General features: G+C 36.5%; 14 protein-coding genes. 5 read left to right on the top strand and 9 right to left on the bottom strand.

The window, feature by feature from the left end; genetic code table 11:
• Positions 1-171 precede the first annotated feature (171 nt).
• Both IMZ31_RS09615 and IMZ31_RS09620 read right to left on the bottom strand, forming a co-directional pair.
• Positions 172-1,227 (bottom strand): class I SAM-dependent methyltransferase, encoded by a 1,056-nt coding sequence (locus IMZ31_RS09615; protein WP_242705535.1) that lies wholly within the window; start codon positions 1,225-1,227, stop codon positions 172-174.
• Positions 1,228-1,844: 617 nt separating this feature from the next.
• Positions 1,845-2,717: an alpha/beta fold hydrolase gene (locus IMZ31_RS09620; RefSeq protein ID WP_207527189.1), complete on the bottom strand. Its 873-nt coding sequence runs from the start codon at positions 2,715-2,717 to the stop codon at positions 1,845-1,847.
• A gap of 347 nt (positions 2,718-3,064) precedes the next feature.
• On the opposite strand from IMZ31_RS09620, the gene IMZ31_RS09625 reads away from it, so the two are divergent.
• Positions 3,065-3,325 carry a transcriptional regulator SplA domain-containing protein gene (locus tag IMZ31_RS09625; protein ID WP_207527190.1) on the top strand — a complete coding sequence of 87 codons (261 nt, stop codon included), beginning with the start codon at positions 3,065-3,067 and terminating at the stop codon, positions 3,323-3,325.
• Between the two features lie 73 nt (positions 3,326-3,398).
• On the top strand, positions 3,399-3,671 hold the full coding sequence (locus tag IMZ31_RS09630) for an acylphosphatase (protein WP_207527191.1): 273 nt from the start codon (positions 3,399-3,401) through the stop codon (positions 3,669-3,671).
• Between the two features lie 41 nt (positions 3,672-3,712).
• Here the strand turns inward: IMZ31_RS09630 and IMZ31_RS09635 are convergent, their stop codons facing one another.
• Entirely contained in the window at positions 3,713-4,462 is a 750-nt protein-coding gene (locus tag IMZ31_RS09635; protein ID WP_207527192.1) for an SDR family oxidoreductase, read from the bottom strand.
• A 286-nt stretch (positions 4,463-4,748) separates the two neighbouring features.
• Between IMZ31_RS09635 and yfkAB the strand changes: the two genes are divergently transcribed.
• Positions 4,749-5,870, top strand: a complete 1,122-nt coding sequence (gene yfkAB / locus IMZ31_RS09640) for a radical SAM/CxCxxxxC motif protein YfkAB (RefSeq protein WP_371825445.1) — start codon at positions 4,749-4,751, stop codon at positions 5,868-5,870.
• Between the two features lie 86 nt (positions 5,871-5,956).
• Here yfkAB and IMZ31_RS09645 read toward each other — a convergent pair whose 3' ends face one another.
• Positions 5,957-6,919: a TIGR03571 family LLM class oxidoreductase gene (locus tag IMZ31_RS09645; protein WP_371825446.1), complete on the bottom strand. Its 963-nt coding sequence runs from the start codon at positions 6,917-6,919 to the stop codon at positions 5,957-5,959.
• Between the two features lie 189 nt (positions 6,920-7,108).
• On the opposite strand from IMZ31_RS09645, the gene IMZ31_RS09650 reads away from it, so the two are divergent.
• On the top strand, positions 7,109-7,456 hold the full coding sequence (locus IMZ31_RS09650; RefSeq protein WP_305849384.1) for a winged helix-turn-helix transcriptional regulator: 348 nt from the start codon (positions 7,109-7,111) through the stop codon (positions 7,454-7,456).
• Between the two features lie 88 nt (positions 7,457-7,544).
• Here IMZ31_RS09650 and IMZ31_RS09655 read toward each other — a convergent pair whose 3' ends face one another.
• A complete protein-coding gene (locus IMZ31_RS09655) occupies positions 7,545-9,146 on the bottom strand; it encodes an amidohydrolase (protein ID WP_207527193.1) in 1,602 nt (533 codons plus the stop codon).
• 124 nt (positions 9,147-9,270) lie between these two features.
• Between IMZ31_RS09655 and IMZ31_RS09660 the strand changes: the two genes are divergently transcribed.
• Entirely contained in the window at positions 9,271-9,663 is a 393-nt protein-coding gene (locus IMZ31_RS09660) for a heme-copper oxidase family protein (RefSeq protein WP_207527194.1), read from the top strand.
• A gap of 109 nt (positions 9,664-9,772) precedes the next feature.
• On the opposite strand, the gene IMZ31_RS09665 is transcribed toward IMZ31_RS09660, so the two are convergent.
• The 4 genes from IMZ31_RS09665 to msrA form a co-directional block, all read right to left on the bottom strand.
• Entirely contained in the window at positions 9,773-9,976 is a 204-nt protein-coding gene (locus IMZ31_RS09665; RefSeq protein WP_188650162.1) for a DUF6501 family protein, read from the bottom strand.
• A gap of 74 nt (positions 9,977-10,050) precedes the next feature.
• Positions 10,051-10,773, bottom strand: a complete 723-nt coding sequence (gene sfsA, locus IMZ31_RS09670; protein ID WP_207527195.1) for a DNA/RNA nuclease SfsA — start codon at positions 10,771-10,773, stop codon at positions 10,051-10,053.
• 53 nt (positions 10,774-10,826) lie between these two features.
• Positions 10,827-11,429 carry an alpha/beta hydrolase gene (locus IMZ31_RS09675; protein ID WP_207527196.1) on the bottom strand — a complete coding sequence of 201 codons (603 nt, stop codon included), beginning with the start codon at positions 11,427-11,429 and terminating at the stop codon, positions 10,827-10,829.
• Positions 11,430-11,779: 350 nt separating this feature from the next.
• Positions 11,780-12,742, bottom strand: coding sequence for a peptide-methionine (S)-S-oxide reductase MsrA (gene msrA / locus IMZ31_RS09680; RefSeq protein ID WP_207527197.1), 963 nt, complete (start codon positions 12,740-12,742; stop codon positions 11,780-11,782).
• Positions 12,743-12,793 lie beyond the last annotated feature (51 nt).

A 12,793-nucleotide genomic window follows, 5' to 3' on the forward strand; every position in this document is an offset into this window, starting at 1 on the left:
ATTCTTTGACCACTTTGACCTGTTAACTTCGCACTCCATTCACCAGCCAATATGATATGAATTATTTTATAGTAAAATTAATCTCCTAATGATTCACTCCCCGTATCTACGCCCAACGTCAATGCAATTGTATAAAAAGGAGAGTCCACCTCACGAAAGGTGGACTCTCCTTTATCTTGATTGTGCAACTATACCATTGTGCACTTTAATAAAGCCATGTTGCTTAATGTCAAATCCATTCTCATATACATATAACCCCATTTGCTCAACAGTCATTAGTTCTCGATACGTATGATTCATTACGTCCGCCATTACGTTATAATAGAGCCTTGAGCGAAATTGATTTCTCGGTGTTGTTAAAATAGCATATCCACCTGGTTTCAAAAACTTTCGGTGCCAGTCCAAAACCTCAGCCTTATACTCATCAGGGAAATGTTCCAATAACCCCACAGATAAGACAATGTCAAATTCCTTACCAAATGCTAGGTTCCTTATATCATTTACAACATAATCGATTATGAAATCATCTTTGTAATAGACTTTCGGTTGTCCTGTAGATGGATTCTCCCCTAAAAATGGGTACGTATTAGGAAATTCTTCAAAGCGAGTGCTTCTACAGTACTCATCGTAGTCAACCATTGTAATATGAGCTCCAGGATACATCGCACCTAACTGCATAGCTTCGTATCCTTCTGCTGCTCCGAGGAAAAGTATTCGAGGGTTTGTTAAATCTAATCCTTCAAATAATGCTCTTTTGCCCCTTGGATCCCAAACCCCATCTTGAATGCGATGAGCATAATTCCAAAGTTGTATTTTTGCCACATCTCCTAAAGCACTCTTGATTTGTTGAGGATTAAATGTCTTTAGGCTTTTTAAGAATTGATTTTTTTCTTCTTTCATTTCGGTCGGTACATCTTTTACAAACCATTCATGAAATGCCTTATTAAAATATTGCCATGATGTGAAAGGCTTCATTTCTTCTCCGTGAGATTCTTTGTATTGCTTTCGATCGTTTGAATATTTTTTAACTTCTAACGGTTTACCTACATCTTTCCAACTTAGTGAGGACCAATCCTTCACACGATCCATTTTAACAAACTTATTATATTCCCTTTCTGTAAAGTTCCTTAAATCTACCCGATGGCTAGGAAGGAGAACCGTTTTGCCAATATGCTCTACAAGGAAGGGTTTTTCATCTTTAGGAACCCAAATTGATTTTGTTTCCACTACCTCACCTCTATTTACAGAATTTTCTTACATTATATGCGATTATGATGGCGCTTACAATTGCGTTTTACTTGCCTTTTTTATTCAAGTAGAATCCTTCAACTCTCCACTATTAAATAAACTTAAAAGTAGTTCAGATCTATTGCTGTCGCCTTTGAGGATCATTTTTGGATTTATTGGTTCTCTTTATATGTTCGGAGTTGCTACTAAGTTTCAAATTGAATAAAGTTTTTACTATTTCTCTTACTTCGAACAGAAAGTATGGGATGTATGAAAACCTTAGAATCCTTTCTTTTCTTATACAAAAAAAAGAGCCCGCTGCCCCATATTTTTTAAGACAGATGGCTTGTTTTAAAATGATTCTTTACAAATACCCAGGGATTTTACACAGGAAAAAGTATTCTTTTTCCTGGATATTGTTCCTTTCTGCGATTACTTCTTTTTCTGCATCATAACAACCTAGTCCCTACTTAATTATACAAAGCTAACAATGGACTAGACTTTTTGGATTGGTTGTGTGGACCTTAATTACGATGTTTATATGCTTTTCATTTCATTCGGAGTTGCTACTAAGTTTTTTTCAGAATGTACTCATCCATTTTGTTAACATAATATGTTTATGGTTTACTTATAATGTTGGTTTGTTTATCAAAAATTGTTTTGACCCAATCTATAACTTCATAAACGTTCGAATCCTCAGATATTATAGAATTGTGATTGTGCCCCTTTTGCATTTTATATGGATGGTTCGTCCGCCCCTTCCACCATTCAGCAAGTTTTGTAGCATTCGTTACTTCATCTTCATCCCCAATCATCATAAACAAAGGAATTTGTGACCTATACAAGGTGTTTAACATTTTTGCGTCGGGAATACGTGAAATCATTAAACGAAAGCTTAATTGTAGCAAATTATTTTCATGGAAATCATCAGGAACCTTTACGACCTTACTTTTACTAAAAATTTGTACCTTAAATTGGTGAAGTGTATACAGAAAAATCGATTTAAATAGTTTTAATTCATAAATATTATTAAGTTCTTTATTAGAGGAATTTTGGAAGTTGTAGACTGGCAAAGTAGGGTGAAAGAATGGAGAGAGAAAAATGAAACCTTTACTTAATTTTGAAACAGTTTCCTTTTTGAGCACTCTCAATAAATTACCGCAGCCCATAGAATGACCACACCAATAAACGTTTTGAAGGTCTATTGACTGTAAATACAAACATAAGTCTTCTAAGTCATCATCGTACTGACCCTTATATTGTAAATCACCTCTAATAAGCGTAGGGTGATACCCCCTTAATATTGGAATAATCACGTTTGCTTCCTTTTTTGCTTTAGAGGCGAATTGTCTTATATGGTGCAATTCAGCAGTAATTCCATGGATAAATATAATAGTAGGCTTGCTTTTTTCATCCCCTTCACTATAAAAGTAATATTGGAGATGCGCTTGATCCCTGGCTTTAAATGTACATACTTTTTCTTCTCCCATAATGCACCTCTTTCTGACCTATGTAAGCTACCACTATACTCATTTCATCTTCTCCAATCGAGAAAAGCTTATAACAATGTCTTTATGGAAACATTCTCTCAGTTTCAAGTCTTCATGCTTGAAACCTATATTAACAACGCTAAGCTTTATCAGAGCTAATTTAAAAGGAGAACAATAGAAACATGTATATTCTCCCCTATTTCTTGGAATATATAACGAACATCAGCATTAAATATACAATAATAATATTATGTAAACTATTGTGACAAATATTAGCAAGATAAAATATGATTAGTTCTCTTTCATTTATATAAACTAAGGATAACTATAATAAAGGTGGGATAGAAATGGATATGATTGATCCTAAGGAGATTAAATCTGGAGATGAAGTATTTGTGCTCTACCGAAACCCTCACACACCTACAGTAATGAATATAAAACAAGCGGAAATTGTACCTCATCCCCATAACCCTGAGCAAAAAGCCCTTTTTCTTCATGAAACCTATCACCTTATTGAAGAAAATGATGCTCTTTTCTCTACTGAAGAAGCTGCGCAAGCAGCTTATGATGAAATATATGGAGACTACCCTTCTGGCGAATACATGTAATGCGTCTTCCTAGTTTAATTCACCTCATAAAAGGTAATGGGTCTACGTATCTAACTAGACGTGAGGTGATAAGATGAAACGTATTCATATGATTGTGAGTGGTCATGTTCAAGGAGTTGGGTTTCGGTTCTCTGCCCAACAAAAAGCAAAAGAATGTAACGTAGTTGGCTGGGTAAAAAATAAATCTGATGGGACCGTAGAAATTGAGGCACAGGGTGAAAATGATCGTATTCATTCTTACTCTGAAGCCATTAAACACGGGCCAAGTCCATATGCTAAAGTATCGGAAATTACAATTGAAGAATTAGAGCCTACAAATCAATTCCAAACTTTTGAAATTCGCTAATATAAATGCTGTCCTCAAAAAGAGGACAGCATTTTCTTTTCTTATTTACTTTTCTTTTGCATTGGACGAACAATGACTTCGTTTACATTTACATAGCTTGGCTGTGAAACTGCGTATACAACAGAACGTGCAATATCCTCAGCTTCTAGTGTAATGCGACCTTTTCGATCAGAGAACATTTCAAGCACTTCTTCATCTGTTATATGTTCAGGAAGTTCGGTTGATACAGCTCCTGGGGAAATATTGGTCACCCGGACGCCTGTTTTGGATAGTTCTTTCTCCATACCTTGTGAAAGGGCTTTAACGGCGTATTTCGTCGCACTATAAACCGTACTAGACGGAAATACTTCGTGACCTGCTACAGAAGATACATTAATGATATGACCACTTTCTTGCTCCAACATCGTTGGTAGTGTGGCATGGATACCGAAAAGGACACCCTTAATATTAACGTCGATCATTTTCTCCCATTCATCAACTTTATCGTTTTTTAAGAATGAAAGAAGCATAACCCCTGCATTATTAATGAAAAAATCTACAGATTTAAACTCTTCCTTAGTCTCTGTAACGAGACGCTCCATGTCCTCTTGCTTCGTCACGTCTGTTTGAACCACTTTCACCTGAATATTATGTTCTGTTTTCAATGAATCAGCCAGCTTGTGTAAACGCTCTTCGCGCCGAGCTGCTAGTACAACGTTGACCCCTTCAGCTGCGAAATGTTGTGCTATTGATTCACCAATACCACTACTAGCACCAGTAATAACTGCTGTTTTTCCATTTAAATGTGACACATGAAGTCCTCCTCTTTTTATCTTTTACTTAATCACCTTACCCTTTTGTACAATGATGTATTCACTTTATACCTCATAACTACACATCTTGTTGTCAATAGTTTATGTAGAGTTTGCTCTGTTAAAGTTTAATGATGATCCTTATAGTGCATAGAGAGTATTCCGAAAGAGATGCTTCTTTTTCACTTAGGGATCTAATAGTCATGGTTATGGTTCTTTTTATGATTTTTAAATGATACAATAATGACTAGTGTGTTTAATTTTATATAGAAAGGGAGTTTCATATATGGAAGACATGAAGCTCAAACCCATTACTCCCCATAATGATCCATGGGAAGCGTATATGGATGTAACAGAACATGGAGAGATGGTTCTCTCAAACGTCGAATTTACAACGACACATCTATGTAATATGCGATGTGACCACTGTGCAGTGGGATACACGCTTCAAAACAAAGATCCTGATGCACTACCGTTTGACTTATTAAAAAAGCGTTTAGATGAGATCCCTCATTTACGAGCACTTAGTATTACAGGTGGAGAACCTGTGTTAAGTAAAAAGTCTGTGGAACAATATGTAGTTCCGCTTCTGAAATATGCACATGAACGTGGTGCCAGAACGCAAATTAATTCTAATTTAACGCTGCCCTATGAGCGGTATAAGCCTATTATCCCTTATCTTGACGTTTTACATATATCTCATAATTGGGGTACTGTAGAAGAATTTATTACGACTGGGTTTGCCAGAATGGACAGAAAACCTTCTGAGGAAATAAGAAAAGGTTATTTCGATCGCATGGTTGAAAACTCTCAAAAACTATCGGCTGAAGGTGTTATGGTATCCGCTGAAACCATGCTTAACAAACGAACGTATCCATACTTAGAACAAATTCATGATCATATTATTGAGATGGGCTGCGCGAGACATGAAGTTCATCCTATGTACCCAGTTGATTTCGCAAGTGGACTTGAAACTTTGTCTTTAGATGAAATGCGTGATGGGATCAATCGATTATTAAATCACCGATCAGAGGACATGTGGATGCTTTTTGGAACCCTTCCATTTTACCCATGTAGTACTTCAAAAGAGGACTTGGAATTACAAAAGCGCTTATTTAGTGAGAAAAATGTAACGGTTCGAAATGATCCAGATGGACGTTCTCGATTAAATGTTAATATTTTTAGTGGTGAAATTATAGTAACAGACTTTGCAGATGAACCACCACTTGGAAATATTCAAAACACCTCTCTTCCATTAGCTTATAAACGCTTTAAGGAAAGTGCGTTAGCGCAAAGCTTAAACTGTCACTGCCCAGCTGCAGCTTGTTTAGGTCCGAATGTTCTTGTGAAGAACACGTATTATAAAGATGTTGATTTTAAAACGAGAGAAGCTCAGATCACACGTTAAAGTTCAGAGACCGGTAAGAAATTTCACCCTTAGCGGTCTCTGTTTGTATTTCACTTTTCACAATTCAATTAAAAGAAGTGGTGCACTTACTTATAATCGTGATGTGGTGGGAAATAGGGGATAACCTCTTCCCCAAGTTCCTTCATAACTTCTTCTGCTGGCCTAGTACTATCTCCTAGAGAAAGGAGGACGTGGTTAACTCCAATCGCCTCGTATTCCTTTAACCAATTTACAAGTGCTCGACTGCCCACTCGATATCCTAGGGCGATTTTTTCAGGCTCTTGATCTTTGTTCTCAGCAAGATCGAAAACAACAGGTTGGAAAAAAGGCTTAAATGTTTCTGCTTCAAAACTCGCAACCTCTTTTCTGTATTGATTAATAAGCCCCTTTTGTTCATCAACTGATTGAGGATAAAACATCCACCCATCACCATGTTTGGCTACATATTCTAAAGTCTGTTGTGCATACCCAGTTATAAACATAGGTATTTTACTCATTGGCTTTGGTACGAGTGTAACGTTCTCCATTTTACCAAGGGGTGTTTCAGTATTTGAATAATCCGTATACAACAAATGCTGTACATAATCAAAGGCTTCTCTAAACAAACGTCCCCTATCCATGATAGGAACGTTCATCGCTTCGAAATCCCTGCGACGATCTCCAGAAGAAAGTCCAATCATTAATCGTTCAGGTATTAAATTCTCGATACTAGCTATTTCTTTAGCGAAACGAGCTGGGTGGCGTAATGACAATACCGAAGCTGCTGTCCCCAAATTGATTCGCTTAGTATGAGCACCCATATAAGTAAGATAAATGAAGCTATCTAATATTTGCCCTGTAGCTGGATCATCAAAGGTAGGGTCTTCTAGTAATACATCCTGGAACCATATCGAACTAAACCCCAGCTTTTCTGCAAGTTGAACCCTTTCAACTTGATGATCTAATGTTGGCTTCTCTTTTCCGTGATTTTCAATTGGCATGTTAAGACCAATCGTTAAATGATTCGGTTTTATCATTCGACTAAAACCATAATGACTTTGCCAATTCATAATAATATCCTCTCTAATTTACCTAGTTGAGTAAAGATTATTTAACACATAGAAGTATGATAGAAGAAGTTCTATTTTTCAAAATATCAGCTTAAGATCTCACATATTGCAATATGCTTGGCAGAACACTACAAGCAGCGTTATAATTTTATGGTATTAGTAAGTTTTCCTGCTGTTAGGAGGATTCCCGTGAAGCAATATAATATTCCAGTAGAAGCAACGTTAGATGTCATTGGTGGGAAATGGAAGGTAGTGATTCTTTGTCACCTTATTGATAATGGCACAAAACGAACAAATGAATTAAAAAGACTAATTCCTGAAATCACCCAAAAAATGCTAACCCAACAATTAAGAGAGCTTGAAGATGATGGCATCATTGAAAGAAGAGTCTATAATCAAGTTCCACCTAAAGTAGAATACTCTCTGACTGAATATGGATGGAGCTTAGAAAGTATTTTAACCTCTTTATGCTCTTGGGGAGAAGAACACATCGCACAAACAGGCGATGGATTAAAAAAAGACCCTATTGAATCTTAGATAAGGCTCTTAATTAATGTGCTCATACATGTAATCAATAAATAATATGAAAAAGGACCAAATCTCAAAGATTTGGTCCTTTTTCATATTATTTGTCTTTACGAGTATATACGCACGTTCCCTTTGTCCACGTTTCTTCAACTGTAATGGAACGTAATTGAAGGGGGTCTACTTCCGAAGGGAATTTATTTAAAAACACAAAATCTGCTTGATATCCTTCTTTTATCTGGCCCTTTCGTTCTTCTTGGAACTCTAAATATGCTGGTGTTTCAGAAAAAGCTTTAAAACTCTCATCAATTGTAAGCTTTTCCTCTGGCATCCATCCCCCTTTAGGATTGTGATTATCGTCCACACGGTTTACTGCTGCAAAAACAGAATCCATTGGGTTGATTGATCCAATGGGTGCATCGGAACTAAGTGTAATCGGGACTTGATGATTAAGCATCTTTTTAAAAGCATCACAATAAGGCAATAGTTCTTCTGGACTCCATTTATCTTTCTTGTCCCATTCCCCCATTAGAAATGTAGGCTGTGTTTCAATATAAGCTCCTACCTCTTTCAAACGTACTAAAAGGTCTTCTCCTAACGTTTGAGCATGAATAACTCGATGCCGCAATTGTTGGGTATTGGCCTCTTCCTGTTCGAACGCAATAAGAGCTGATTCTACAGCTCGGTCTCCAAGAGCATGCACTGCTACTTGCATCCCTGCCTCTGAAGCTTTCCGGATCATACGATTTAATTCTTCTTGTTGATAAATAAGTTGACCTGTCGTTTCCGGAGCATCCGGGTATGGCTGCCTCATAGCAGCTGTATGGAGGCGCTGTGTACCGTCTAAGAATATTTTAATCGATCCAACCTTAACATGATTCGTTCCTTCTCCTGTGCGAAGGGTCGTATCTTGTATAAAATCATCCAGGTCTTTCTCATCATATACATAATGATGCAAAAAGGCCTCTATATGTAAGTCTCCATTTGCTTCAACTTGTTCATATGCATTCCACAACGTGTCGTAAGAACCAACAAAGCTCCTGTCATCTGTATGTACAGAAGTAACACCATTTTGAAGAAGATATGGCATCGCTTCACATAAAGCTTTTTTGGTGTCTTCTATTGATCTTTCCCAAAGGTGATAATTAATAAAATGCACCATTGTATCTTTAAATCTTCCAGTTAAATTTCCTTTTGGGTCCCGTTCTTTAAAAATTTCGGGTTGTTTGTAGAAATCTTCTTCCTTCTCTAATTTCTTTAAGAGCTTATCACTTATAACACATTCATGTTGGTCATGGTGCATAAAGTACATATATTTATCTACATCTATTTCATTTAAATCTTCCGATGTAAGCAGGTGATTAATGTCTGTAAATTGTGCATCATCAAAACCTTTTCCAAATATCCAATTCTTATCCTCAATTGAGGTATAATGCTGCTCAACCTCCTGTTTCATGTCTTTCCATGTTGAAACCTCAGTAAGGTCTAGTTCTTTCTTTAACAGTCCATACCGTAATAAATGCATGTGTGAATCAACAAACCCAGCCGCTACTGTTCTTCCTTCTCCATCAATAGCTCCTGGTTCTCCACTTACACCTTCTTCAACTTTTGTAAATACTCCATCTTGAATATGTAATGAATACGTTTTATAAGGGTTATAAAGACGATTGGGTGAATAAATACGTACATTTTCTATAATCATGATTCCCCTCCTAATTAAAGTGATCCAAAATACTTTACCCTACTCTGAAAAACTGAAACGTAAAAGGATATTATGTCCCACACTAACATAGACATAAAGTAGCACGGAGGAAAGGAGGGATGATATGGCTATTAAACTAATCAAAATTTCAGCTATATATTTCTTGATTGCCATTATTCTTGGTTTAATTATGTCTATTACTCATAATTATAGTTTCACCCCTGTACATGTTCATATGAACTTATTGGGATGGACGTCATTAACGTTAGCCGGTATTTTGTATCATCAATTCCCCCAATTAGAGATCTCACTTGCAGGTAAAATTCATTTTTGGCTTCATAACATCGGACTTCCTATTATGATGATCTCACTGTTTTTGTTAATTTTACTTGAAAACGAAAGCTTCGGACTTGGTGCTGCAATTGGTTCAATCATAACGGTTATTGGGATTATGTTTTTTGTTTGGAATATATTCATTAACCTTAAAAAGTCTTCATCAGTTAATAATCACCAATAAAAGCAGGAAACAAAATACGGTCAACAATGATAACGAAGTTTGTTTTAATGAAATAACTTAACGCATAAAATAAAGCGGATCTCCCAAAAGAGATCCGCTTTTTACCTTATTATACTTCTTTAAAATAGTCCTTTTTAAATCCACCCATACGACCTGTATTGTCTACAATAAAAATAAACTCTTCTGTTTCATTTTTAACATCGTATACTTTACCAGGGGTTAGTACGCGATCTACCACATATTTTTCAGCATCTGCATGCACACATTCAACTCTTTTAATGGTTTCTGTTTCATACCATGACTTATGAATCATCAAGACAACTCCTTTATGTACAACTATACTTATCTTACTATAGATGAATCATTAGATTCAATATATTTACCACTTCAATCTTCCTTAACTAAAACTGGAATCTCATCCATCAAGGAAATCCCCTCAGGTGTAATATTAGTTGAATAAGCTAATAGGTTAACTCCCCTATGTTTAGCCTCTTGCAAGGCCTTTGCAAAAGTCGGGTCTATGTGTTTAGCTGGACGGACAGAATGAAGGTCATTACGCTGACAAACAAATAAAATCGTCCCTAGCCACTCACTTCCCTCCGTTACAATCGATGTCAGTTCCTGAACATGTTTTGTTCCCCTCTTTGTTATAGCGTCAGGGAAATATCCTACTCCTTTTACACCTAAAGAGACACTTTTAACTTCAATTAAATGGTGTAGATCCCCTTTAGATACATAAAAATCCCATCTTGAACGACCTTTTCTGTATTCTCGTGCTTTGTAAGTAAACTGTTCAAAGTCTTTTAATTTATTTTCTTTTAAAGCTTTTTCTATCAGATGATTTACCAATGTAGTTTGTAAAGAAACAAGTGTACCATCAAGTGGATCGTGAACTAAAACAGCTGACCATTTTGTTTTTCGATCTTTCTTATCACTATAACGCAAATAAATGGTCGCTCCGTATTGAAGCAATTCTTTCAAACGGCCTGGATCTGGTAAATGAACTCTTACCATTTCTCCTTCTTCATCAAGCTTACAATGAAGTATAAACCGGTTAGGTCTTTCTATAAATGTCGCTTTATATAGTTTTTGTTCAAAAGGGATAAACATGTTTCTCAATCCTTCAGAAAAGAAGGATGTTCAAATTGAACATCCTTCTAAGTTTAGTACTTGCTAGTATACCATTTCTTAGCTTCTGATACTTCTGATTCCGTTAAACGGTGACCATAACTCTCCCAGTGCATGTAGACGTCTGCTCCCGCTTCTTCAAGTAAAACTTTTAACTCATTCGTTTCTTCAGGTTTACAGATTGGGTCATTGGTTCCTGCCCCAATAAATATAGGCAACTGAGTCATGTTAGGTAAGGTTAAACTTCTCATCGGTACCATAGGATGGAACAATACCGCTCCTTTAAAAACATCTTCATAATGGAACAATAAACTACCAGCAATATTTGCTCCGTTCGAATAACCGACTGCTATCATATTATTACGATCAAAATCATACTCTTTTGCAGCCCATCCCAGAAATTCAAACAGTTCCTTAGTCCGATATACAAGATCTTCTTCATCAAATACACCTTCTCTGAGACGTTTAAAAAAACGAGGCATACCTTGTTCACTGATTTGACCTCTAACACTTAGTATAGAAGCTTCTCTATCAATCATCTCTGCTATAGGTAACAAATCTTCTTCAGTGCCACCTGTTCCATGTAATAGAAGGAATACTGGTTTACCTGATTTACCTTGCCTGAATAGATGCTTCACATTAAACACTCCTTTTCACTTCTAGAAACAATGCCCCAATCAAAAAGGTCTCTCTCATGAAACGAATTCATGAAAATCATTAGTTGTCATTGGTTCATAGCTTTTTAAGATCAATTCTGTTCTTCTGGATTTGGTCGCAGAAGAATTGTTTTAGTTTACATAATATGATTACGGTTTACAATTAATTGTTTTCTAACATTATAATATCTCAGTTTCAAGATAGCGTCAATAAACTAACTCTCTCTATCCAATTGAACTTGTTAATGACTTGGTGTTTACTTAATTGATTCATGAAACGGATTTCATGAAAAAACCTCTCCGTTGGAATAGTTATCGGAGAGGTTTCTTCATTATTCAAATAAAAATTGTAAATATCCGTACCCTTTTTCTTCTAATTCATCTTTTGGTATAAATTTTAAAGCGGCAGAGTTGATGCAATAGCGTAATCCACCTTCCTCTTTGGGTCCATCATCAAAGAGGTGTCCAAGATGTGAGTCTCCAGTCCGACTTCTAACTTCTGTACGAATCATACCATGGGATGTATCTAAGTTTTCTTCGACGAAATAAGAATCGATTGGTCGTGTAAAACTTGGCCATCCGCAACCAGCATCGTATTTGTCCCTAGAACTAAATAGAGGCTCGCCTGAAACAACTTCTACGTAAATACCTTCTTCTTCATGGTCGTGGTACTCATTACGGAACGAAGGCTCTGTTCCATTTTCCTGTGTTACCTTATACTGCATAGCTGTCAGTTCTTCTTTTAACTGATTAGGGTCTTTTTCCATTTTCCAGTGATTCTCAATAAAATCTCTTCGTCCTGATCCTTGTTTATAGCGCTTATAATGATAAGGTTGTTTCTTGTAATAATCCTGGTGCTTTTCTTCTGCCGTATAGAACGTTGTAGCAGGCAAGATTTTTGTAACAATCGGATCTTCGAACTTACCGCTTTGTTCTAGTTCCTGTTTTGATTTCAACGCTAATTTTTTCTGTTTATCGTTATGAAAGAATATGGCTGTTGAGTAAGATTCCCCTCTGTCGGCAAATTGTCCCCCTGCATCGGTTGGATTAATTTGTTGCCAAAATACTTGTAAAAGGCGTTCGTAAGGGAAAATATCAGGATCAAATGTAATTTGAACAGCTTCCACGTGTCCGGTTGTATCTGTTACGACATCCATATAAGTTGGATTCTCCGTGTGGCCTCCTGTATAACCAGAGATCACCTCATGGATACTTGGGCGCTGGTCGAATGGTTCTACCATACACCAGAAGCATCCCCCTGCAAACGTTGCTTTCTCAAGATTGTTGCTTGTCACGATGCATTCCTCCTCTAATCAAAACAATCCTATCGTACCCATTATTGTTTC

It is taken from the genome of Pontibacillus sp. ALD_SL1 (assembly GCF_017355605.1).

Bases quoted from the DNA above. Each gene is read 5' to 3' on its own strand.
- IMZ31_RS09620 (WP_207527189.1), bottom strand. From the start codon at position 2,717: ATGGGAGAAGAAAAAGTATGTACATTTAAAGCCAGGGATCAAGCGCAT.
- IMZ31_RS09625 (WP_207527190.1), top strand. From the start codon at position 3,065: ATGGATATGATTGATCCTAAGGAGATTAAATCTGGAGATGAAGTATTT.
- IMZ31_RS09630 (WP_207527191.1), top strand. From the start codon at position 3,399: ATGAAACGTATTCATATGATTGTGAGTGGTCATGTTCAAGGAGTTGGG.
- yfkAB (WP_371825445.1), top strand. From the start codon at position 4,749: ATGGAAGACATGAAGCTCAAACCCATTACTCCCCATAATGATCCATGG.
- IMZ31_RS09645 (WP_371825446.1), bottom strand. From the start codon at position 6,919: ATGAATTGGCAAAGTCATTATGGTTTTAGTCGAATGATAAAACCGAAT.
- IMZ31_RS09655 (WP_207527193.1), bottom strand. From the start codon at position 9,146: ATGATTATAGAAAATGTACGTATTTATTCACCCAATCGTCTTTATAAC.
- IMZ31_RS09660 (WP_207527194.1), top strand. From the start codon at position 9,271: ATGGCTATTAAACTAATCAAAATTTCAGCTATATATTTCTTGATTGCC.
- IMZ31_RS09665 (WP_188650162.1), bottom strand. From the start codon at position 9,976: ATGATTCATAAGTCATGGTATGAAACAGAAACCATTAAAAGAGTTGAA.
- sfsA (WP_207527195.1), bottom strand. From the start codon at position 10,773: ATGTTTATCCCTTTTGAACAAAAACTATATAAAGCGACATTTATAGAA.